This window comes from Vibrio splendidus (assembly GCF_002873455.1).
In the GTDB taxonomy this organism is placed as follows: domain Bacteria; phylum Pseudomonadota; class Gammaproteobacteria; order Enterobacterales; family Vibrionaceae; genus Vibrio; species Vibrio splendidus_J.
This window is the reverse complement of the sequence record NZ_MCUN01000054.1, coordinates 325392-349408: the sequence shown is the minus strand read 5'-3', so window position 1 is coordinate 349408 and position 24017 is coordinate 325392. Positions and strand designations below refer to the sequence as shown.

Here is a 24017-nt window from a genome sequence, read left to right as displayed (position 1 = left end):
GTATCTAAATGCTAAACGTCATCTCTCGCCATACCGTTGATCACAATATTATTGTAACTCACCATACCAACTATCTTATTATCACTGACCACCGGAGCACGACTGATACCAAAGCGTTCAAACAGACGAGCACAATACTTGACGTTCATATCAGCAGACACACTTAAAGCCGGTTTGGTCATAATTTCATAAACATTGGTTCGCTTTGGAGAACGGTTCTTAGCCAGTACTTTTTTGGCAATGTCATTCATCAACACGATACCGTACTCATCATCCTCGTGGCGTTTATCAACAATGATCGCTTTCACTTTGTGCTTTTTCGCCATCTCTATCGCTTCCAACACCGTGGTTAGCCCATCAATAATCACATAAGTATTGGCCATTACATCGGCCACACGGATCTTTTCATTGGTACTCATAGTTCATCCTCCACAACCTTTGTTAACGTCTCAACTTGGTGCGCAACGCCTACTGCATCTTCCACATCTATCTGTACCGCAATACCCTGTCCCGATTCTTGGTCAAACTCTCCCACTTCACTAATTCTTTCGAGAATATGCCTTGCTAGATGCTCCTCGACGACAAACAACAGCACATCTTTTTGCACTTCTAACGTCAATCCGAAAAAGGTGCGCTTCTGGTTTAAGCCCTGCCCTCTGGCATTGTTAATCACGGTTGCTCCGGTTGCGCCTGCATCACGCGCGGCATCGAGCACAGTATCGGTCTTACTCTCTTCTACAAACGCTAAGATAAGTTTAAAGCGCATCTTTGCTCTCCTTAGAGGTGTGTAAACGGTTTAGCCATTGGGTTATTTGGGCGTAGCTCATCACCGAAATAATGGGAAACAAGCTAGCAAAAGCAATGAGCCCGAAGCCGTCTATTACTGGGTTTCGCCCCGGTACGGTTGAGGCAAGTCCGAGCCCGAGCGCCGTCACTAAGGGCACAGTTACAGTTGATGTCGTAACTCCGCCTGAATCGTAGGCCAATGGAATAATCAATTTGGGGGCGTAAAAGGTTTGAATAACAACAATGACATAACCACAAACAATGTAGTAATGGATAGGATCGCCCGCAACGATACGATAGCTGCCCAGCGAGATACCGATGGCGACACCTAATGCCACGGCGATTCTCAGTCCGTTAACACTGATACTGCCACCCGATACTTGATTTGCTTTAATCGCGACGGCTATTAAAGAGGGCTCAGCTATCGTAGTACTAAAACCAATACAAAACGCAAAAAGGTAGACCCAATAATAATCAAACCAAGCTAATGCAAGACCAGAACTGATCTTAAACTCAGTCAAAAAGCTTGGTTCGGTGAGTTGCATTGCCATCGTCTCCCCTAGAGGAAACAGCGCGAGCTCCAACCCCATCAAAAAGAGTGATAAGCCAAGGATGACGTAAAAGAAACCGATGAGCACTTTGGCTAAATTATTGACTGGCTTACGCAATACCGCCAACTGAAAACCAAAGATGATCACTGCAATCGGGATCACATCCATCACGGTGCCGAGAAAGGTGTCGATAAATTGCTGAGCACTGATCATGTCACCACCATCCCATAGACCATCACAAACATCATTGGCAGCAGTGAGGCAAAGGCGATCAATCCGAAGCCATCAATCATCGGGTTTCGTCCTTTAATCGCAGAGGCTAAACCCACGCCTAATGCTGTCACTAACGGAACGGTGATCGTCGATGTTGTGACACCACCAGAGTCATACGCAATCCCAATAATATTTTCTGGGGCAAATGCAGTGAGCACCACGACTCCAATATAACCACCGATGATCATGTATTGAATTGGCCAACCTTTTAAGATCCGAAGTACCCCTAATAGAATGGCAATACCGACCGATAACGCCACGGTAAAGCGCAGTCCATTGGCATATTGCTCCATTTCATCTAAAGAGTTGGGAATAACACCACCTTCAGCTGCCACTTCTGCCGCTTCAGCAGCCACTGCGGTTAACGCGGGTTCGGCAATAGTGGTGCCAAACCCTAAACAGAAAGCAAAGGTCAATAACCAAAACACACTCCCCTTACGAGCAAATGCTTGCGCCATTGATTCGCCAATAGGGAACAACCCCATTTCAAGGCCAAAGATAAAGAAAGTCAGCCCTAAAACCACCAGCACTAAGCCAGTTAGAATAGACAAAAGATGAGGGAGTTGCTCTTGCAGAACAGCAAGCTGGAAGAAAGCAATCACCGCCACGATCGGCAATAGATCCCTTAGGCTACCTAACATGGCTCGAAACAAAGCAAGCACTGCCGTCATCGCCTCTCCTTATAACTGAAATTATGTCTGGTTATTAATTACTAATAATCATGGCAAATCCTTATCATTCCTTATGTGACAAATATTACGCAGTTGGTAACATATCGGAGTAAAGTGCATAAATGTGATAGCGGTATACATACAAGCTAATTGAATTTAATTTCATCTTGAGTAAATTGAACAAGACGTAATTTAGGTATCACACGATTGAAACCAACTGATCGTTATAGTGATTTTTTCGTATTGATTGGCGATTAAAAACAAGCCATGTCTATAATTATGTTTAATAGGGAGATTGGTATGAAGATATTGTTAACGGGTGGTACGGGGTTTATTGGCTCTGAATTGGTCAAAAGTTGGAACACTGACGACGTGACATTATTGACGCGGAGTCCTGAAAAAGCGAAGCAAAACCTAAATCACCTCAACCAAAACAACCTTCATTACATTCAATCTCTTGATGAACTCAGCGATCTCAACGACTTCGATGTAGTGGTCAACCTTGCTGGCGAACCTATCGCTGACAAGCGTTGGAGTGCAGAGCAAAAAGAGAGGATCTGTAATAGCCGTTGGCACATTACTGAAAAGCTGGTCGAGTTAATTCATGCAAGTAGCAACCCACCGGAGGCTTTCATTAGCGGTTCGGCTGTAGGTTACTATGGCGATCAACAGCAACACCCATTTGATGAATCACTACAAGTAGAAGACGACAGTTTTCCTCATAAAGTCTGTGCGCACTGGGAAGAGATAGCCAAGAGAGCGCAATCAGAAAGCACACGTGTGATACTACTGCGAACGGGGATTGTACTCGGTGAAAATGGCGGCGCACTCAAGAAGATGCTTATGCCGTACAAACTCGGTGTTGGCGGACCGCTAGGTTCAGGCGAACAGTACATGCCATGGATTCACATGCTTGATATGGTGAGAGCCATTAACCATTTATTGTCGATTCCTCATGCTCAAGGAGAATTTAATCTATGCGCCCCGCACCCTGTCACCAACAAACTGTTCAGCAGCACACTAGCCAAGCAACTACGCCGACCGCATTTCTTGTTCACGCCGAAATGGGCAATGTCGCTTCTGATGGGTGAATCATCTTGTTTGCTATTTGACAGCATTCGATCCAAACCCAAAAAGCTCACTGAAATGGGGTTTATCTTTAGTTACTCAAGAATCGAACCAGCACTAAAAAACTTGTTACAACATCAAGACTAATTCTTTACCCTAGAGCGGTAGAGACTCTAACAAAGGATTAAGCGTGAACAAGTCGATTCTAATTACTGGTTGCTCAACGGGTATTGGCTATACATGTGCTCATGCACTTCAAAAGCGCGGCTTTCATGTCATTGCATCTTGCCGAGACCCACAAGATGTTCAACGCCTTCAAGATGAAGGCCTCAATTGTATTCAATTAGATCTTTCCAACCAAGAAAGTATCGAGAATGGCGCCAAGCTTGCAATTGCACTCGCACCCAACGGATTGTATGGCTTATTCAATAACGGCGCTTACGGTCAAGCAGGCGCGCTAGAAGACTTACCGACCCAAGGCCTCAGAGAGCAATTCGAAACCAACTTCTTTGGTTGGCATCATCTTGTTTGTCAGATCCTCCCGCACATGCGCGAACGCGGTGAAGGCCGAATCGTCCAAAACAGTTCTGTATTAGGTTTTGCAGCGATGAAATATCGTGGCGCTTATAATGCGTCAAAATTCGCAATTGAAGGTTGGACGGATACCTTACGTTTAGAGCTACATGGTAGTGGTATAGATATATCGTTATTGCAGCCAGGTCCAATAGAAACCCAATTTAGAAATAACGCCCTGAAAGCTTTCAATAAATGGATCACCATTACTGGCAGCGCTCATCAAGACGCTTATCAACAACAAAAAGACCGACTTGAAAAAGAATCATCGAACAACGCTTTTGTTCTGCCACCTGAGAGTTGTATCGAACCTGTTTTTCACGCACTCACGGCTAATAAACCCAAGCTAAGATATCGAGTTACGACCCCCACCAAAGTGTTCGCGGTATTAAAAAGGATTCTGCCGAGTCGCTTGCTAGACCCTATTTTGAGAAAAGCTGCATAAATTGCTAACTTTGAATGCACGATCGCAAACTTTAATGTAACGATGTAATTTTTCCGTAACAATAAGATGTCATCATTTATCCTATCTCATCAATTATTCCCAATTGGTGAATCTAATCTGGATATTTCATGACTTTAAACCGCCTTAATTGGGTAGGTGTGAGTTTGGCGATTACGTTGTTTATTCTGTTTTGAGAATCTCACGCAATACCTCACAGACCACCTCAATAATAACGCTATGCCTTCTATGTAGAGATAAACATTCTACCAACATCGAAGCATAGCGTTTTTCTATTTTTGTCTCTTTTTATCTGAGATACCCCAGTTAGATCTTGAAGTTACCAAGTTATCCCCCCATATTTGCAACGTATCCATAAAACAAACTCCAAGGAACGTAAATGCAATCTCCGCATATTGTTGAACTTAATGAGCAGAACTTTCGTCAAGTATTAGAAACCTCAATGCAGACGCCTGTACTCATCCACTTTTGGGCACCAATGAGCCAAGAAAGTGCTCAGGTGATCCCTGAACTGCAAACATTAACTCAGCAATACAACGGCGCTTTTACCTTAGCTCTGTTGAATTGTGAACAAGAGCAGGCAATTGCTAGCCAATTTGGCGTACAAGCACTCCCTACTATTGCACTGTTTGTTAACGGTCAGCCTGTCGATGGTTTGGGTGGTCCACAAAGCATCGAAGCGATTGTTGAAATGTTAGGAAAGCATCTTCCTAGCCAAGACGAGCTCGCACTGCGTCAGGCTCTCGAGCAAATGCAAGCAGGCGAGCATGCACAAGCGCTCGCAGCAATGCAACAATTGCCAATAGAGCTGACGGGCAAAGGCGAGGTAAAACTGGCGATCGCAGAATGTTTACTAGAAACGCAACAGTTTGATCTAGCTGAAACTCAACTGTCGACTATCCCTCTAGAATATCAAGACAACTACTACAAAGGCTTAGTCGCTAAACTCGAACTGCACAAACAAGCGGCAGACAGCCCTGAAATTCAAGCGCTAGAAACAACGCTACAGCAAAATCCAAGTGATGCTAAAACGGCCTCAGACCTAGCACTTCAGTACCACCAAGTGAACCGCAGCGAAGAAGCAATGGATCTTCTATGGTCATTCTTGGCAAAAGACCTCAATACCCTCGATGGTGATATGAAAAAAGAATTCATGGATATCTTAAGCGCACTTGGACAAGGCAATGCAGTTGCAAGCAAATACCGCCGCCAATTGTACTCTCTGCTTTACTAATTCGAACGCTAACAAGTTGATAAGTACTGAGGAAAAGTCACGCTGATAAATGATAGAAACCTCAGCAATCTTATCGCATAACACAAAGTAAAATGGGTCATAAAATCAAGGTTTTATGGCCCATTTCTCGTTTATAAATTTGCTCGAATTTTAAATATGAGCCAGTATGAGTAAAGAACTATCAAAAACTCACACTTGCAAAGGATTTCGTATGCCTATTGATACATTGATTACTATTGGCGTCTTTACTGCCGTCGTACTGCTCTTTATTTTCGCTGGTGTCAAAACCGTTCCACAGGGCAATAACTGGACTGTCGAACGTTTCGGTCGCTACACACACACCCTCCAACCAGGCTTGAACCTAATCATTCCATTTATTGACAAAGTTGGTCAAAAAATCAGCATGATGGAACGTGTGCTGGATATTCCAGCTCAGGAAGTCATTTCAAAAGACAACGCCAATGTCATGATTGATGCAGTTTGTTTTGTTCAAGTTATTGATGCGCCCAAAGCAACCTACGAGGTCAACGACCTTGAACACGCTATCCGTAATTTGACCCTCACTAACATCCGTACCGTGCTCGGATCTATGGAGTTGGATGAGATGCTCAGCCAGCGTGACATGATCAATACTAAGCTGCTAAACATCGTCGATGAAGCAACAAACCCTTGGGGTGTCAAAGTTACACGTATCGAGATCAAAGACGTGCAGCCACCAGCGGATCTAACCGCAGCGATGAACGCTCAAATGAAAGCCGAACGTAACAAGCGTGCTGATATTTTAGAGGCAGAGGGCGTAAGACAAGCTGAGATCCTAAAAGCCGAAGGTCATAAGCAATCAGAAATCTTAAAAGCGGAAGGCCAAAAGCAAGCAGCAATCCTGCAAGCCGAAGCTCGTGAACGTGCAGCAGAAGCAGAAGCTAAAGCGACAGAGATGGTATCAAACGCGATTGCTCAAGGCGACATGCAAGCCGTCAACTACTTCATCGCACAAGGCTATACTGATGCTCTGAAATCGATTGGCCAAGCAGAAAACGGTAAGATCATTATGTTACCGTTAGAGGCGACAGGGCTAATGGGCTCAGTCGCAGGCATCGCCGAGATGTTTGCACAAAGCAATGACAAAGGCAGTAAGGACTAACTTATGGTCGAATTACTAGAACAAGTAAACCACTGGCATTGGTTGGCGTTTGGTCTAGCACTATTGGCTCTTGAGCTTATCGGAACGGCTGGTTACTTTCTTTGGATTGGTATATCAGCGATGCTCGTCGGGGCTCTTTTGGGTGCATTACCACTGGGTTGGCAGATGCAATGGCTATCATTCGCTAGCTTCTCGCTCATCACCACTTGGTTATGGTGGAGAAGGCAGTTATCTAATGATAAGCAGTCAGACGCTGGGCGAGAGCTAAATCAAAGAGAAAAACAACTTGTAGGGCAAACTGTTTTTCTTACCGAAGACGTCAAAAGAGGCAACTGTCGAATTAAGGTCGGAGACTCTTCTTGGTCAGCAAGAGCCAGCCAAGATATCCCATCAGGCACAGAAATTAAGATTGTGGCCTTAGACGGAATAATTCTAATAATCCATCCTTTATAGTCAATTGATATATAAAGCCTACATTATCGATCAATGTAGGCTTTGGCAGCCTTAGATGACAAAGAATATTCTATTTATCATTATGATAGATTGAATTGAAAAAAAAATAAGTTCTTATTTCGTAAAGCTAAAATGTTTGATTTAGCTAAAAAGGTATAAGAAAGTCTGATTTCCTATCCAATATGCATATGAATATGTTAGCCCGACTCTTGCTTAATTATAATTATTAAAAATGTTAAGTCCGTCCGGTTTTTGAAATTTTCTTTTCCTTGTCCATACTTTCATTTATCTCAATCAGAGATAAACCTAACGGAGTTCGTATGAGACATATTCTAATAATTTTAACAGCTATGTTCAGCCTGTCGTTTGGAAGCGCTATTGCAGGGACTCAGTCCCCGGGCAATGGAAATATGGGGCCAATTGTTAAGTGTTCAGATGGTAACTCGGTCACTCATGTGCCACTGTTGATCTGTAAACATTACGGCGGAAAAGTGCTGTGATAAGTGAGTAAAGTCAGGCTAATAATATAATTTGCGGCCTGACGACTATTTATAACTGAAACAGCCTAACTACGGCCAGATAGATTATTTAGAATCGGACATTCGGTAGAGGTATCTCCTGGGCAATCATGCACCCAAGATTGCAACTGAGCCTTCATCTTATTGAGTTCGGCAAGCTTCAACTCTATTTCATCTAACTTCTGCGTTGCTTTCTTTTTTACTTCGTAGCTTTCTCTGTTGGGATTCATTGCTAGCTCAACAAGCGCCTTACACTCATCAAGCGTAAATCCAACCATTTTAGCTCTAAGCACAAACTCTAACTGTTCGATGTGAATCTCGCCGTATTGCCTATAACCATTATCGGAACGATGCGGAGGGCTCATCATGCCTTTACTTTCATAAAAACGAATGGATTTCGCTGTTGTACCAACACGTTTAGCTACTTCACCAATATTCACTCTATTACCTACAATTAAAACGTTACCGAAAACAAAGAGCGCGACCTAAAACGAAAAACCGCAGTACTGCTGTTATACAATACTGCGGTTGAAAAACATAGCTAGAGACTCACGTTAGAGGCTTACTCTTGCTCTAACAGCCAAATCATAGTTTGAGATTTTTCTTCACTGTCTAGTTTATTGAACCAATATGAAACCATTTCGATTTCTTTTGAGCCTTCAATTGATGCTGGAGAAGCGTTCTTACGATTTTGGAATGCCCAATCTGTTACTGCAGACTGCTCTTCTTTTGTTGCTTGCCCATACCAGTAAGTCACCATATCTTGAGCTTGAGAAGCTTTTGGTTTTTCAGCAACAACCGTTGCTACAGGAAGTGCGACCGGGGCAACCGCGATCGCAGTATGATTATTTGCGCCGTTATAGATTGTGTCGATATACGCTTTCGGCACAATGAAAGTTGTACTCATGACTGAGTTTTGTCCATCAAGCGTAAATTCTAAGTTATTTTCTCTTGCTTGCTGGATGTCAGCTTCGCTCAATGGAAATTTAATGTATTGAGTCTTTGTGCAGTGTTCGCTGCAGCTCTCTCTTGGAACTTGTCTTTCTTCGAGCTCTATTGTCTTACCAAAAAAGCTAACGGTTTCGTACTCTTTGTAACTTTGAAAGTAACTAACGTCCATAGTGATTGAAGATTCTGGTGCTGTATTCTGTGTCAATTCTTTGTTGTATGTAAAATAGAGCGATGACTTAAGTATGTCCGCCCCTACATTTGATCTGTTTTCAGCTACGTAGGATTGACCCGTAACTTGGACGTAACCACCTTTGGGCTGCACATCAGCAACTGAGTCTGCAAAATTACTTTGTGAATCGAGTGAACTACAAGCTCCCAAAAATAATGATAATACAACTACACTAACTTTATTCATTATGACTAATTCCTTATGTTCACTATGGAAAAACGCTGGCAAAAAATTTACCAGCGTTTTGATTCTTATATAACAGTTTAAGCAGATAACTCTAGCTTAGAAACCGTATTCAAGACCGATACGAGTTACGATATCTGATGATACTTCACCACGGTCATTATCAGTAAAGCTACGGCTTGCTACACGTAGGTAAGGTACAAAACCATTGTTTACGTACATAAGCTGACCAGAAATAGTATCACTCTTATCTGTTGCACTAGCTTTTAGCGATGAATTTGAAGCAGTTTTACCAGATAACTCTGCATCATCATTCGCTGCGTAGCCTAGTTTAAAGCCCCATGGACCGTTCCAGTATTGACCAATAATTGAGTATGAATCTTGGGTATACTTACGAGTACCGTTATCAATTTCTTCGCCTTTGTATGCTGCTGCAATACCAAAGCCTGCCGGTAGGCTTGCTTCAAAGCCAACAATGTATGCAAACGTATCATCATCATAACCAGCTACAGCTGCTGTACAATCAGGCGTACCTGGAGCATCAGGGTCAAACACACAAGATTTTGCAGTGTCTGCGGTTACACGAGTCCCAGATTCAACTCCCCCCATGAAAGTTATCTTTTCAAAGCTGTATTTAGCACTTGCGCCCACGAAGCTAGCATCACGTGTCGCTGCACCACCACCGTTGTCATTATCATCACGACCGACAGAAGCTGCAAAAGAGAAACCACCGAATTTTGGCGAATCATAACGTACTTGGTTAGATTGACGATCGTAGTGACCGTTGATGCCGCCCCAATCGAATACAGAGCCTAGACCAGGGTTAGAGTATGGCCAGTCGACAATTTCGTATAGTGGCGTAAGAACACGACCTACACGAAGGTTACCCCAAGAGCCAGAAGCGCCAACGAACGTATCACGGAAACCAAGCACACCACCTGAAACGCCGCCATGACCCCAGTCTGTACTATCTACGTAACCTGACTCGATTTGCATTGTGATTAATACATCATCAAACATATCTTTATGAGCGCGGAAGCCGATACGAGATTCGTTTTCAACCACATAACCGCTGCTCTTGTCATCTTGATCTGTTGTGTTGTAGTTAACTAGAGAGATAGCTGCAACACCGTATACGTCAACGTTGAAATCAGAGTTGATACCAACTTCTTTCGCCATTACGCCTGTCGATAAAAGTGCAACCGTTGCACCTAATAGAGTACGTTTGAAAATTTTGTTTTCCATGGAATAAAACTCCTAAAAATGGATATAGCTGTTTGAATATTTCCCGCCTAAAGTTGGCCGCCGTAGAGAGAAATACCTTTTCTTGTTTGAGAACCCTAAACTCGAATTCTCTATTTCCTTTCTGGTTATACACATCGTGTGCATCCATGGCATTAAGACTAACTTCGCCCTCAAAAAGATCAATGAGAACTTAATTTTCATCTAAAAAAATATGAGTTGGTGCAAATTTATTAGGTACTTAGTGATCCAGATCGATAAATTGCAAAGCTCGCAGTTAAAAATAATAAAAACAATAAAAATCAAATATTTAATGACAACCACCCTTTATAAAGATAGAAGTGACTCGCATTTTTGATACAACTGGAACGACATTTCATTAATGTTGAACGCCATCACTGTCCTGATTTGATAGTTCGTATAGGTACAAAATTCTCAACAATTAAAAAGCCATCATTTTTATATCAGACACAAAAAAGGCACTCCCTTGTAAGAAGTGCCTTTGAGCTTTTTTTACCTTGATTTACTTACGAGATAAGAGCAATTAGATCTTCTTCCGTTCTTATTTCGATGCCTAAATCTTGTGCTTTAGTTAATTTAGAACCCGCGGCTTCACCAGCGAATAAGATATCCGTTTTCTTAGATACGCTACCGGTTACTTTTGCACCTAAAGCCTGTAAAGCAGCTTTCGCTTCACTACGACCTAATTGAGATAATGAACCCGTCAACACGACCACCTTACCTTCTAATGGCAGTTCTTGATCATCTGCAGCTTCTTCGATTGCAGGCCAGTTAACACCAAGCTCTAGCAACTGCTCGACTACGGCTCTATTTTTCTCTTGTGAGAAGAAGCTCGTGAGGTGACTTGCTACGATGTCACCAATATCTGACACTTCAACCAACTGTTCATGGGTTGCAGCTTGAACCAACTCCAGCGTCTTAAAGTGCTGAGCTAAATTCATAGCCGTCGCTTCACCCACTTCTCGAATCCCTAGAGAATAAAGGAAACGCGCTAATGTCGTGTCTTTGGCTTTATTAAGCGCACTCACTACATTCTGTGCCGATTTAGGCCCCATACGATCAAGAACCGTAATCACGCCAGCACTTAACTTAAATAGATCGGCTGGAGTTTCTACCATTTCACGGTCGACAAGCTGCTCTATCACTTTTACGCCAAGTCCATCAACATCCAGAGCCTTTCTCGACACAAAATGCTTAAGCGCTTCTTTACGTTGTGCCTGACAGACCAAGCCACCAGTACAACGCGCTACAGCTTCGCCTTCTACGCGCTCAACTGCAGAGTTACATACTGGGCAAGCATCAGGGAATACAATGTCTCGAGCGGTCTCAGGACGGCGATCAAGTACAACAGCCACAATTTGCGGAATAACGTCACCGGCACGACGAATGATTACGCTGTCTCCGACTTTCACACCTAAACGAGTAATCTCATCAGCGTTGTGCAGCGTGGCATTACTTACCGTCACACCACCAACGAAGATAGGTTCCAGTTTAGCTACTGGTGTAATTGCGCCTGTACGACCAACCTGGAACTCAACATCGTTAAGTAACGTGATCTCTTCTTGAGCTGGGAACTTATAAGCAATCGCCCAACGAGGTGCTCGTGCAACAAAGCCGAGAGCTTCTTGTGCGGCAATGTCATCAACCTTAATCACCACCCCATCAATCTCATAAGCCAAGGCGTCACGACGAGTCATAATATCTTGATAGTACGCCTTTACATCCTCAAGCGAGCTCAGTTGCTTAGTCTCAGGGCACATAGGTAAACCCCAACCTTTCAGTTGTAGGAAACGTTGATAGTGGCTATTTGAAAGCTCCCCCCCTTGCACAACACCGACACTGTAAGCGTAAAAAGCTAATGGACGCTTCGCTGTAATGCGAGAATCAAGCTGACGTAAACTGCCCGCGGCGGCATTACGTGGGTTCACAAAGACCTTCTCGCCTTTCTTCAATGCCAGTTCATTCAATTTGTCGAAGCCCGCTTTTGGCATAAACACTTCGCCACGGACTTCAATACGTTCTGGCCAACCTTCACCTTGTAACTTAAGCGGAATAGAGCTGATCGTACGCACGTTTTCAGTAATGTTTTCACCCGTCGCACCATCACCACGTGTCGCTGCCTGAACTAAAGTGCCATTCACATAGAGTAGGCTTACCGCTAAACCATCAAGCTTAGGCTCACAACAGAAGGTCTTAAGATTCGCGCTTGGTGCTCTATCAGACATTCGCTTATTAAACGCATCCAAATCTTCATCAGAGAATGCATTGTCCAGAGAAAGCATTGGGATCTCATGAGTCACTTGCGTAAACCCATCTAAAGGCTGCCCACCGACACGTTGGCTAGGCGAATCCACCGTCACAAGCTCTGGGTTCTCTTCTTCGATTTTTAGCAACTGTTGCATTAATCGATCGTACTCAACATCAGGAACCTCGGGGCTATCTTCTACGTAATAACGAACGGCATGATAGTGCAGAGTTTCTCTTAACTGCTCTAAGGTAACTTGAATCGATTCTTTCATATCATTCTCTGTCGTGATTGAAATATCAAAAAGGGCTCCCTTAGGAGCCCTTTTCTATAAATATAGATTATTTATAAGGCTAAACAAGACGGCTAGGCGTTGGCTGCCGTCATAAAGTCTCTGATTTGCTTACGGTAGTCAGACAAGCGATTGGGTGTCATTAAGTTACGTGACTCGTCCAAAACGTTTCCGCCCATATCATCAGCAATTTTCTGTGCTGCACTTAGCATTACATTGAAGTTCTGATCAGCTTGACCATAACAAGGCAGCGTCATGAAGAACGAAATACCTTTGGTTGTAAAATCAGCAGGATCATCATGTTCTAGAGTTCCCGGCTGCATCATGTTCGCAATACTGAAAATAACTTTTGGCTCATCGCTAGATTGTGCAAAGCAGTGGTAGATAGACATCTCACCATAAGTTAAACCGTTGTTCTCCATGCTACGGAAAAGTTCAGTACCCACAAATGGGATCTCTCCAGCACAGTGAACATTGAGAACAATAACGTCTAGGCCAAGTTCTTCATCTGGCTTAACTTCTTCTGTAGGCGCGGGGCTTTGTGAAGCAACGACTTCTTTCTCCACAAGCGGTTCACTTGGCGTCAATGATTCACTGGGAGCGAGTGGCTCGGTAACCGAATCAGAAGCTTCTTCAAACGAACCGTACTGCTCTTGAAAACCAGCATGACTTTCTTTTTGCTCGTCAGTCAATTCAAAGCTTGGAACCTCTGCTTCAGTGGCCTCTTGTATGTCTTCAGGTTCACTCTCGATCTGAATGGGTTCTTCTTTAACGCTGAAGGAAGGAAGATCATTCAATTCGATGTCGTCTTCGATAACTTCTTTCGTTTGTGGCGCTGTAAGTGGATCTGAGTCAATCAGCGGATCAATTTCAGATGGTGAGACTGCAAAATCCGGCTCTTTACGCTCTTTTCGGATTATCTCAAAATCGTCTTCTGGGGCGAATGAACGGTTTGGGATCGTTTCGGCTTCATTTAAGCTATCGTTATCAAGCTTACCAAGCGGCTTATCTCCAAACTTTGCTTTCCCTTCTTTTTTACTCGTCCATAGACCATGGAACAATAATGCGGCGATAGCTAATGCGCCAACAATAATGAGTACAAATCGCAATTCCTGCATTTTTCGCTCTCAGCTTTCTTAGTCAACTAGCTATAAACACGCTGTCACTAAGTTGGGTTAATTTGGCTAATCTCACTACTCTATCAAAAGTAGCCACTGTTTTAGAACAACTTAATACAATTAGTTCCTTACATGGTGTGATTTTCGCCACGCTTTTTTTCTTAATTTCGGTCTAGTACACTAGGGATGTTTGCTATTTAACCAAATTCACATGTGACCTAATTTAAATATGATTATTGAATCTGTTCCCCGCTCAGGCTTTGGCTATTTTATTTTCGGAATAAAAATCGCTTTGTCGCCGAGCATTCGTAAGTTTGTACTAATGCCACTTATTGCTAACGTGTTACTCGTTGGTGGTGCCTTGTTTTATATATTCTCCAACCTCAACACTTGGATTGAGGGCTGGATTGGTGCATTACCAAGCTTTTTATCGTGGTTGTCATACATTCTATGGCCACTACTTGTATTAACCGTCTTGGCCACGTTTTCGTATTTCTTTAGTACGCTCGCTAACTTCATTGCCGCGCCTTTCAATGGATTGCTCGCGGAAAAAGTAGAAGAGTTACTAAGTGGCCAAAAAGTGAATGACGATGGTTTGCTGGATGCACTCAAAGATACTCCACGTATTTTAGCGAGAGAATGGCGCAAGCTTGTCTACATTCTGCCAAAAGCGATAGGTTTATTCCTACTTTTGTTAATTCCAGCACTAGGACAAACTGTTGCACCGTTTTTATGGTTCATTTTCACAGCATGGATGTTAGCGATTCAGTACGCCGACTATCCATTTGATAACCATAAAATCAAATTTGATGATATGAGAAACAATTTGAAACAAAAACAAGGTAAGAGCTACAGCTTCGGCGCACTTGTTTCTGTTTTCACAACGATTCCAATTCTAAATCTGATCGTCATGCCCGTTGCTGTCTGCGGCGCTACTGCAATGTGGGTTGCTGAGTTTAAAGACCAAGCTCTGCGTTCTCGTCTATAAGACTAGTTATCTATTTAACAACGCCTATCTTTTTGAAGTTCCGAACACAATAAAGATAGGCGTGAATTCTGCTACATATCTATATGATATAACTTTTTAATCCTTTTACCTTTTTTTCAACTTGTTTAATCTAAATTCAAGCTAAACAAACATCGAAAGACACTAGACGGTAAAGTGATTGATATACTACGTTTAGTTCTGTCATTAAATGAAGGAATATCGCATGAGCAAGATCTACGAAGACAACACCCTAACGATAGGTAACACACCGCTAGTCCGCCTTAACAAAGTAAGCAAAGGTAACGTCCTAGCTAAGATTGAAGCTCGTAACCCAAGCTTTAGCGTTAAGTGTCGTATCGGTTCAAACATGATCTGGGAAGCAGAAAAAGCAGGAACTTTAAAACCAGGTATCGAGCTTGTTGAACCTACCAGTGGTAATACAGGTGTTGCTCTTGCATTCGTAGCAGCCGCTCGCGGTTACAAGCTAACACTAACGATGCCTGAGTCAATGAGCCTAGAGCGTCGTAAGTTGCTTAAAGCGCTAGGTGCAAACTTAGTACTGACTGAAGCACCAAAAGGCATGAACGGCGCGATAGCTAAAGCAGAAGAAATTGTTGCTTCAGACCCAGAAAAATATCTGCTACTTCAGCAATTCAACAACCCAGCTAACCCACAAATTCACGAGAAGACAACTGGCCCTGAAATTTGGGAAGCAACAGATGGCGAAGTCGATGTATTTGTTGCTGGTGTAGGTACCGGCGGTACGCTTACTGGTACAAGCCGTTACATTAAAGGCGAAAAAGGCAAAGCAATCACTTCAGTAGCGGTTGAACCAGCAGAGTCTCCAGTGATTGCACAAGCACTTGCTGGCGAAGAAATCAAACCAGCTCCGCACAAAATCCAAGGTATTGGTGCAGGTTTTATCCCTGGAAACCTAGATTTGGACCTTATCGACCGTGTAGAGCCAGTAACTTCTGAAGAAGCGATTGAGATGGCTCAACGCCTAATGAAAGAGGAAGGTATTCTAGCGGGCATCTCATCTGGCGCAGCGGTAGTAGCGGCGAACAGAATAGCGGAACTACCTGAATTTGCAGGAAAAACCATTGTTACCGTGCTACCAAGCTCTGGCGAACGTTACCTAAGTACAGCCCTATTTGCTGGCATCTTTACGGAAAAAGAGAACCAACAATAATATGTGGTCAAATCAATTTTTCGTCCAAAAAAGCCCCGTTTAGGGGCTTTTTTGTTGATCCTTGCCCCACCTTTGGTAATATCGGGTCTGTTTTATTTTTCGCTTCAAAATAAAAGAAGCAATAAACAAATTCTGAAAGTCATGAGTACTCACTAAAGATGACCATGGCTGGATAAAAATTTATAACCAGTCTAAGTTCTAACACGAACATGGCGTACTAGCCTCTAGCGCATTTGGGCTAAAGCAGTTAAGCTAATCTGGTTACAAACTTACAAAAAATAAATTAATTGGGGTATATAAAATGTACGAGAAGCAAGTAGAAATCACAGCAGAAAACGGCCTTCACACACGTCCAGCTGCACAGTTCGTTAAAGAAGCAAAATCTTTCGACGCTGACATCACAGTGACTTCTAACGGCAAAAGCGCTAGCGCTAAAAGCCTGTTCAAACTACAAACTTTAGGCCTAGTAAAAGGTACTAACGTTACTATTTCTGCTGAAGGCCCTCAAGCTCAGCAAGCAGTAGACCACCTAGTTGCTCTTATGGATCAACTACACTAATACGGTCTCCTTCTTTCAAAGCCATTTTGCACAGCAAAGTGGCTTTGTTCGAAATAGATAGCGATAAGCGCGACATTAGTCGACGACTTAAAGTCACACATTCTCCCGTTTACAGTTGAACAACTAAGGTAAGGCTATGATTTCAGGCATCCTAGCATCTCCTGGTATTGCTTTCGGTAAAGCACTACTACTTCAAGAAGATGAAATTGTCCTAAACACTCAATCTATCTCAGACGATCAAGTTGAAGCAGAAGTTCAGCGTTTTTTTGACGCTCGTAACAAATCTTCTCAACAACTTGAAGTTGTAAAGCAAAAAGCACTTGAAACTTTTGGCGAAGAAAAAGAAGCAATCTTTGAAGGCCATATCATGCTGCTTGAAGATGAAGAGCTAGAAGAAGAGATTTTAGCACTCATCAAGAAAGACAAAATGCACGCAGACAACGCGATCTACACAGTGATCGAAGAACAAGCTGTTGCACTAGAGTCACTTGATGATGAGTACCTAAAAGAACGTGCGACTGATATCCGTGATATCGGCACTCGCTTCGTTAAAAATGCACTAGGCATCAACATTGTATCTCTAGCAGACATCAATGAACAAGTTATCCTAGTTGCTTACGACCTAACGCCATCTGAAACTGCACAAATCAACCTAGACTACGTTCTTGGTTTCGCTTGTGATATCGGCGGTCGTACATCTCATACTTCAATCATGGCACGTTCACTTGAGCTTCCAGCTATCGTTGGTACTAACGATATCACTAAGCAAGTTAAGAACGGCGACATGCTTGTGCTAGACGCGATGAACAATAAGATCATCATCAACCCTTCTGACGCTGAATTAGCAGAAGCTAAGAAAATCAAATCTGATTTTGAAGCAGAAGCGGCTGAACTAGCAAAACTTAAAGACCTACCAGCTATCACGCTTGATAACCATCAAGTAGAAGTTTGCGGTAACATCGGTACAGTTAAAGACTGTGACGGTATTCTGCGTAACGGCGGCGAAGGTGTTGGTCTGTACCGTACTGAATTCCTATTCATGGACCGTACTGCACTTCCTACTGAAGAAGAGCAATACGTTGCTTACAAAGAAGTAGCTGAAGCAATGCACGGTGAGTCAGTGATTATCCGTACTATGGATATCGGTGGCGATAAAGATCTACCATACATGGATCTTCCACAAGAGATGAACCCGTTCCTAGGCTGGCGTGCAGTGCGTATCAGCTTGGATCGTCGTGAAATCTTACGTGACCAACTACGCGGCATTCTTCGTGCATCTGCACACGGTAAGCTACGTATCATGTTCCCAATGATCATTTCTATTGAAGAGATCCGTGAACTGAAAAAAGCAATCGAAGAGTACAAAGTTGAACTTCGCGCTGAAGGTCATGCATTCGATGAAGACATCGAAATTGGCGTAATGGTTGAGACTCCAGCAGCTGCTGCAATCGCACACCACCTTGCTAAAGAAGTGGCTTTCTTCTCTATCGGTACTAACGATCTAACGCAATACACTCTTGCGGTTGACCGTGGTAACGAGATGATTTCTCACCTTTACAACCCACTATCTCCAGCGGTTCTTCTTGTAATCAAACAAGTAATCGATGCTTCTCATAAAGAAGGCAAATGGACAGGTATGTGTGGTGAGCTAGCAGGCGATGAGCGTGCAACTCTACTTCTTCTTGGTATGGGTCTAGATGAGTTCTCTATGAGCGGTATCTCTATCCCTAAAGTTAAGAAAGTAATCCGTAACTCTAACTTCGCAGAAGTTAAAGCTATGGCTGACGAAGCACTATCTCTACCTACAGCTGCAGAAATTGAAGCTTGCGTAGAAAAATTCATCGCTGAGAAAACTCAGTAATCACCAAGAGCTTAATAAAGTTAGACGGCTAAAAATAGTCGTCTAATTTGTTAGATTGGTATAGTATATTCTACAGAATAAAACTAAACGTTAGGAGCATGACACAATGGGTCTGTTTGACAAACTAAAAAAGCTTGTATCTGATGACAGCGCTGATGCTGGTGCAATCGAAATCATCGCACCTCTTTCTGGTGAGATCGTAAACATCGAAGACGTGCCAGATGTAGTTTTCGCTGAAAAAATCGTTGGTGACGGCATCGCTATCAAACCAGCTGGCGATAAAATGGTAGCTCCAGTTAACGGTACTATCGGTAAGATCTTCGAAACTAACCACGCGTTCTCTATCGAGTCTGACGACGGTGTTGAGCTTTTCGTTCACTTCGGTATCGATACTGTTGAACTTAAAGGCGAAGGCTTCACTCGTGTAGCTGAAGAAGGTCAATCTGTTAAAGCTGGTGACACTATCATCACTTTCGACCTAGCGCTTCTAGAAGAGAAAGCGAAATCTACGCTTACTCCAGTTGTTATCTCTAACATGGACGAAATCAAGGAGCTGAATAAGCTTTCTGGTTCTGTAACTGTTGGCGAAACTCCAGTTCTTAAAGTAACTAAGTAATTTCGATTACTTATCTGCTTTAATTAAAACGCTACCTAAGGGTGGCGTTTTTTGTGCCTGCTATATTTGTTCAATACCTCAGATAGGCATTACTGACTATCACACCGAAACCCTTCTCCTAGCTCCCTCAACCAATGACAACTACACTGACCGTTTATCCCCTGCTATCCGACCTAGTTTTTTACTAAACGTTGTTAAGCGCTATTCAAGGCATTTCGCCTATACATCAAATTACACTTGTGAATTTTAACAAACAGAGATCTCTGATATCTCGTTCTACTCGATTCTGAGATGACGACCAACGACTTCGATTCAGGTAGGCAATGAGTCAAATACCTCTCTATAGCCGTCATTCCCTACAGCAAGGAACGAGCATGATAGGGAATCTCGTTTTTGTTCCTTTCAGCACTGCGGCACTTTCTCCAACTACACACTTAGCCAAATAGCGGGCAATAAAAAACCCAGCCGAAGCTGGGTCTGTTTAGCGCTCATCTCTCACCACGAGCTAATTTGTGGAAGCCTAACGTTAACGTTTATGATCAACAATGCTTATGATCAACAGCGCTTATAACCAACGTGGCAACGTGGCCTTTCAATCGATTAACCTAGTAGGCTAAGTGCCGAGTTCGGTGCTTGCTTCGCTTGAGCAAGAATCGAGCTTGAAGCTTGAGAAAGGATCTGAGATTTAGTCATCTGAGTCGTTTCTTTCGCGAAATCGGTATCTTTAATACGGCTCTTAGATGCGTTAACGTTCTCGTTAATGTTGTCTAAGTTGCTGATAGCGTGGTCGAAACGGTTTTGGAAAGCACCCAGTTCAGCACGGTGGCTGTCTACGTACTTAAGTGCCGCATCGATTACTGCTACAGACTCTTGTGCGCCACCAACTGATGTCACGTCGATAGTATCAACCGTTACGTCTTTGCCAGGTTGCATGCCTAGTTCCCCAGCAAGGCTGCCAGAGAATGCCACTTCGCCTTCAACTTTGTTGTTGCCAGTAAACATTTGCAGCTTACCGTCTTCAGTTACAGACGCTTTAACAGAGTCTTGCTGACCGTTGATGTACGTTGCTAGCTCTTCGATGTCGTCGCCCGCTTTCGCAGACACATCGATTTCTTGTGCTTGGCCGAAGTTATCAGTGAACGACATTTTTAGGTCGTTTGCGCCAGCTTGAACGTTCCAGTCTTTGTCTTTCGCGTTCTCAGTTTGGTAGCTCTTACCACCCATCTGAGCGTTATCAGAGCGCATATCTTTCAGTTGAAGCATTACCGCTTCACCGTTATCCGCACCGATTTGGAATGATTTAGTACCGTGAGTACCGTTAAGCAGCTTGTTGCCACCAAAAGACGTGGTTTCCGCAATACGGTTCAGTTCGTCGTTCAGTGCTGTTACTTCTTCTTGAATCGCTACACGCTCAGATTTTGAGTTTGAGCCGTTTGAAGATTGTAGAGACAAATCACGCATACGTTGCAGGATGTTGGTTGTCTCGTTCATTGCACCTTCAGCAGTTTGTGCAATAGAGATACCGTCGTTCGCGTTACGTACAGCAACATCAAGGCCGCGGCTCTGAACGTTCAAACGGTTCGAGATTTGTAGGCCCGCAGCGTCATCTTTCGCGCTGTTGATTTTAGAACCTGAAGCTAGACGCTCCATTGATGTTTGTTGTGCGCTGTTTGCGTTGTTTAGGTAACGTTGTGCTGTCATCGCTGAAACGTTGGTATTTACATTCACTGCCATGGTGACTTCTCCAATTGATTTTCCGGTATAGCGGTTTCCGACGTCTCGGAAAACCAAGTAGTTATCTCTAAGTTACTATTAATAACGGCGTGAATGCTGAAACCTTTAGGAAAAAAACAACAAAATTAAAGAAATAGCGGTAAAGGAGAAGAAAGCGTGACTAGCAGTAAAATTATCAAAAAAAGATGAGAAAAACGCTAAAGTTGTCGGGATGTCAGTCGAGCGAAAAGTTGTATTTTTATTAACCAAAGGGCTTTAGTTAAGCTGAAATACCTTTATAAGATTCGAAGTGATTTATTAACCCAACAAGGTTAAGGCAAGATTCGGCGCTTGCTTTGCTTGAGCCAGTATTGTGGTGCTCACTTGCTGCAATATTTGCTGCTTGAGCATTTGAGTGGTCTCTTTGGCGTAATCGGTATCTTTGATTCGGCCGTTGGATGTCGCCAAGTTCTCATGAACATTTTCGAGATTATTAATCGCATGATCAAAGCGGTTTTGCATTGCGCCGAGTTCGGAGCGATGACTATCCACGTACTTCATCGCTGTATCCAAAATTGAGACAGCACGCTGCGCTCCACCTACATCCGTCACATTGATGTCATCGACTGATTCGTAATAACCCGCCGACATCGAAAGCTCACTGGCTAATGAACCTGAAAAAGAGATCGTGCCTGCAGTGTCTTCGCCAGACATATAAATCTGAAGCTGCCCTTCATCATTCACAGAAGCCGAGACCTGATCAGTTTGACCATTAATATAGGTCGCCAACTCTTCAATATCATCACCCGCTTTCGCGTTGATGGCGATCTCTTGTGGCTGACCAAAACGATCGGTAAACGACATCGTCATATCATTCTGGTTTGACTTTACTTCCCACGTGTCACTTGCCATGCCATTGGCGACATAGCTAAAACCACCCATATTGATGTCATCGGTACGCATGTTTTTCAAACCTATCTGCACCGCTTCACCAGAACTGCCACCGATTTGAAATGACGAGCTACCAAAACTACCGTTAAGAAGTTTTTTACCGCCAAATGAGGTGGTTTCAGCAATCCTATTCAACTCATCATTTAAGGCGGTCACTTCTTCTTGAATAGCGGTTCTTTCCGACTGGCTATTCGAACCATTACTCGCCTGTAGTGACAAATCTCGCATGCGTTGCATGATATTGGTAGTTTCATTCATCGCCCCTTCTGCAGTCTGCATAATGGAGATTCCGTCGTTAGCGTTCCGAACCGCGACATCAATGCCACTCATCTGCGCTTCCAGTCGATTCGAAATTTGTAAGCCAGCAGCGTCGTCTTTTGCACTATTAATACGACTCCCTGAAGCTAAACGCTCCAAAGATTGGTTCAGCATGTTGTTAGCATTCGACAGATTCCTCTGAGCCACCAGCGCTGAGACATTTGTATTAACAGTTATAGCCATAGACCTTCACTTACAAAAATATGAATAAAACTCACGATTGCTCTTATATCGACCAGTTCATGTAAAGCTTTAACAAAAAAAGGAGCCCTGAGGCTCCCTTTCTTTACTGCAGATGAGGCGATTTACTTAATCGTTAATGCACTCAACATGTCAGTCGACGGTGCAAAGTAGTAAGTGCCAGTTACGGCTTTAGTAAAGCGGAGTAATTGGTCTGTTTTACCATCTGTTGCGCCGTACATGCTCTCTAGCATTGCATCAAAGTTATGACGAACATTACAGTAAGCAATGAACAGTAAGCCGTGATCGCCCGTAGCGGTACCGTAAGGTAGGCTGTGGCGAACAATCTTAAGCCCCTTGCCTTCTTCTTTAATATCCACACGACCAACGTGAGACGCCGCTGGAACATCATCTAGTTCGATAGAGTCAGGTTTAGTGCGGCCAATCACTTTCTCTTGTGCTGACACATTCAATCGATTCCAAGCTGGCAGGTTGTGCACAAAACGCTGCACCATCACATAACTACCACCAGCGAATTCTCCCTCAGGAATAATCGCTACTTCAGCACGTTGTGCGTCTTTCGGGTTTTCAGTACCATCAACGAAATCAGTCATGTCACGAGAATCTAGGAAGCGGTAACCGTAGGTTTCATCAACGACTTCAACGTCAGCCGCTACTTCAGATAGCAATTTACGTAAGATAAAGAAGTGCAGATCATGTCGATTTGAATGACAGTGAATCAGAACGTCAGACAGTGTGCTCGGTGCAGTGACATCACCTTCACCAAGCGCAGGGAAATCAATTAAATCAGACGGAGCAGCTTGCTCGAACTTATCCCAAAAAGCCTTTGAGAACGCAATCGACGCCGTTAAGTTCGCATCTGGTTGAGTTTGGTTTAGCTCATCGATTAAAGTCGGAAGCTTTTGAATTTCCGCTAATACGTTAGCAGCGTTCGCATTCACTTTTAATTGAACGTAAAGAGCGAAAGGCCCAGCTTCTGGCAAGATAGCACTTTGAATTTTAGGCTGCTCATTTGAGATGTTAAGCATAGATTAATCCTTTCATTTTTAGCTTCTAAGTATAATTGTGAATGGGGCAAATGTTTTGATGAGAATCAGTCTTCGTGCTCAACCACTTTAAAGCAATCCCTAGCGGCATGGCTATTAGTTAAATAAAGCGCTAACCATAGGAGCAACAATAAAGTGATAGCATTTGACCAACGGAACCATCCGTTATCTAAATAGATTAAATAAAGTGTATGGGTTCCTTGTGCCAAGATAGCCATCATTGAGACCCAACGCCCCCATGAAACCACTTTATTAAGGCGCTTTCTATCTGGCGTTCTAAGCCCAAACAACCACATGAGTAACAAGCTCGGGATACTCAATGCAATCCCAACATAAAACATTTGATGATCTGGATAGATGATTTCGAGAATATCAGTGCCTGACTCTCGGCTTGCACCTGCAACAATGAAAACGACCAAAGCTTTCGCCAGAAATAGCCAACCTAACCATAATAGGATTGGGGCTTTTAAAAAGCCGTGCTTGTCGTATTGTTCTATGGAGTACCGCACAAATTTCACTTTCACTTATTTTCAAACCAACACTTTAACGCAAATCATTCA

23 protein-coding genes are annotated in these 24017 nt (G+C 43.2%); 10 read left to right on the top strand and 13 right to left on the bottom strand.

Annotated features, from left to right (window positions below; translation table 11 throughout):
* Positions 1-11 precede the first annotated feature (11 nt).
* Genes BCU75_RS23725 through BCU75_RS23710 form a run of 4 tightly spaced genes read right to left on the bottom strand, consistent with a single transcriptional unit; the run spans position 12 to position 2281 of the window.
* Complete coding sequence (locus tag BCU75_RS23725) at positions 12-419, bottom strand: CBS domain-containing protein (RefSeq protein WP_076674316.1); 408 nt, start codon at positions 417-419, stop codon at positions 12-14.
* On the bottom strand, positions 416-766 hold the full coding sequence (locus BCU75_RS23720; protein WP_054547637.1) for a P-II family nitrogen regulator: 351 nt from the start codon (positions 764-766) through the stop codon (positions 416-418). Before BCU75_RS23720 ends, BCU75_RS23725 begins: the two co-directional genes overlap by 4 nt.
* Complete coding sequence (locus BCU75_RS23715) at positions 756-1550, bottom strand: DUF1538 domain-containing protein (RefSeq protein WP_102467362.1); 795 nt, start codon at positions 1548-1550, stop codon at positions 756-758. Before BCU75_RS23715 ends, BCU75_RS23720 begins: the two co-directional genes overlap by 11 nt.
* The gene (locus BCU75_RS23710; protein WP_102475264.1) at positions 1547-2281 is read right to left on the bottom strand and encodes a DUF1538 domain-containing protein; all 735 of its coding nucleotides are present in this window, start codon (positions 2279-2281) and stop codon (positions 1547-1549) included. Before BCU75_RS23710 ends, BCU75_RS23715 begins: the two co-directional genes overlap by 4 nt.
* A 300-nt stretch (positions 2282-2581) precedes the next feature.
* Between BCU75_RS23710 and BCU75_RS23705 the strand changes: the two genes are divergently transcribed.
* The 5 genes from BCU75_RS23705 (at position 2582) to BCU75_RS23685 (ending at position 7213) form a co-directional block, all read left to right on the top strand.
* Positions 2582-3496, top strand: a complete 915-nt coding sequence (locus tag BCU75_RS23705; RefSeq protein ID WP_102475263.1) for a TIGR01777 family oxidoreductase — start codon at positions 2582-2584, stop codon at positions 3494-3496.
* Between the two features lie 43 nt (positions 3497-3539).
* The gene (locus BCU75_RS23700; protein WP_102475262.1) at positions 3540-4367 is read left to right on the top strand and encodes an SDR family oxidoreductase; all 828 of its coding nucleotides are present in this window, start codon (positions 3540-3542) and stop codon (positions 4365-4367) included.
* 397 nt (positions 4368-4764) lie between these two features.
* On the top strand, positions 4765-5619 hold the full coding sequence (locus BCU75_RS23695; protein WP_065110944.1) for a co-chaperone YbbN: 855 nt from the start codon (positions 4765-4767) through the stop codon (positions 5617-5619).
* Positions 5620-5830: 211 nt separating this feature from the next.
* Positions 5831-6760, top strand: coding sequence for an SPFH domain-containing protein (locus tag BCU75_RS23690; protein WP_102475261.1), 930 nt, complete (start codon positions 5831-5833; stop codon positions 6758-6760).
* A 3-nt stretch (positions 6761-6763) separates the two neighbouring features.
* Entirely contained in the window at positions 6764-7213 is a 450-nt protein-coding gene (locus BCU75_RS23685) for an NfeD family protein (protein WP_102475260.1), read from the top strand.
* A 565-nt stretch (positions 7214-7778) separates the two neighbouring features.
* On the opposite strand, the gene cueR is transcribed toward BCU75_RS23685, so the two are convergent.
* The 5 genes from cueR to zipA form a co-directional block, all read right to left on the bottom strand.
* Positions 7779-8171, bottom strand: a complete 393-nt coding sequence (gene cueR, locus BCU75_RS23675; RefSeq protein ID WP_102475259.1) for a Cu(I)-responsive transcriptional regulator — start codon at positions 8169-8171, stop codon at positions 7779-7781.
* A gap of 122 nt (positions 8172-8293) precedes the next feature.
* A complete protein-coding gene (locus tag BCU75_RS23670; protein ID WP_102467356.1) occupies positions 8294-9097 on the bottom strand; it encodes a DUF2057 family protein in 804 nt (267 codons plus the stop codon).
* A gap of 96 nt (positions 9098-9193) precedes the next feature.
* Complete coding sequence (locus tag BCU75_RS23665; RefSeq protein ID WP_102467355.1) at positions 9194-10339, bottom strand: porin; 1146 nt, start codon at positions 10337-10339, stop codon at positions 9194-9196.
* 524 nt (positions 10340-10863) lie between these two features.
* Complete coding sequence (gene ligA, locus BCU75_RS23655; protein WP_102475258.1) at positions 10864-12876, bottom strand: NAD-dependent DNA ligase LigA; 2013 nt, start codon at positions 12874-12876, stop codon at positions 10864-10866.
* A 92-nt stretch (positions 12877-12968) separates the two neighbouring features.
* Positions 12969-14012, bottom strand: coding sequence for a cell division protein ZipA (gene zipA / locus BCU75_RS23650; RefSeq protein ID WP_102475257.1), 1044 nt, complete (start codon positions 14010-14012; stop codon positions 12969-12971).
* A 229-nt stretch (positions 14013-14241) separates the two neighbouring features.
* Between zipA and cysZ the strand changes: the two genes are divergently transcribed.
* From cysZ to crr, 5 genes are all read left to right on the top strand, one after another.
* Positions 14242-15000, top strand: a complete 759-nt coding sequence (cysZ, locus tag BCU75_RS23645; RefSeq protein WP_102466568.1) for a sulfate transporter CysZ — start codon at positions 14242-14244, stop codon at positions 14998-15000.
* Between the two features lie 223 nt (positions 15001-15223).
* The gene (cysK, locus tag BCU75_RS23640; RefSeq protein ID WP_102475256.1) at positions 15224-16192 is read left to right on the top strand and encodes a cysteine synthase A; all 969 of its coding nucleotides are present in this window, start codon (positions 15224-15226) and stop codon (positions 16190-16192) included.
* Between the two features lie 301 nt (positions 16193-16493).
* Positions 16494-16751 (top strand): HPr family phosphocarrier protein, encoded by a 258-nt coding sequence (locus BCU75_RS23635; RefSeq protein WP_004734263.1) that lies wholly within the window; start codon positions 16494-16496, stop codon positions 16749-16751.
* A gap of 136 nt (positions 16752-16887) precedes the next feature.
* Positions 16888-18612 (top strand): phosphoenolpyruvate-protein phosphotransferase PtsI, encoded by a 1725-nt coding sequence (ptsI, locus tag BCU75_RS23630; RefSeq protein ID WP_017079443.1) that lies wholly within the window; start codon positions 16888-16890, stop codon positions 18610-18612.
* 106 nt (positions 18613-18718) lie between these two features.
* A complete protein-coding gene (crr, locus tag BCU75_RS23625) occupies positions 18719-19228 on the top strand; it encodes a PTS glucose transporter subunit IIA (RefSeq protein WP_004737851.1) in 510 nt (169 codons plus the stop codon).
* A 600-nt stretch (positions 19229-19828) separates the two neighbouring features.
* On the opposite strand, the gene BCU75_RS23620 is transcribed toward crr, so the two are convergent.
* The 4 genes from BCU75_RS23620 to BCU75_RS23605 all read right to left on the bottom strand — a co-directional run bounded on the left by BCU75_RS23620 (position 19829) and on the right by BCU75_RS23605 (position 23966).
* Positions 19829-20962, bottom strand: a complete 1134-nt coding sequence (locus BCU75_RS23620) for a flagellin (RefSeq protein WP_004736189.1) — start codon at positions 20960-20962, stop codon at positions 19829-19831.
* Positions 20963-21259: 297 nt separating this feature from the next.
* Positions 21260-22393, bottom strand: coding sequence for a flagellin (locus BCU75_RS23615; protein ID WP_102475255.1), 1134 nt, complete (start codon positions 22391-22393; stop codon positions 21260-21262).
* Positions 22394-22515: 122 nt separating this feature from the next.
* Positions 22516-23439, bottom strand: a complete 924-nt coding sequence (locus tag BCU75_RS23610) for a Dyp-type peroxidase (RefSeq protein WP_102475254.1) — start codon at positions 23437-23439, stop codon at positions 22516-22518.
* Between the two features lie 65 nt (positions 23440-23504).
* Positions 23505-23966: a DUF2919 domain-containing protein gene (locus tag BCU75_RS23605; RefSeq protein WP_065681339.1), complete on the bottom strand. Its 462-nt coding sequence runs from the start codon at positions 23964-23966 to the stop codon at positions 23505-23507.
* Between the last annotated feature and the right edge of the window lie 51 nt (positions 23967-24017).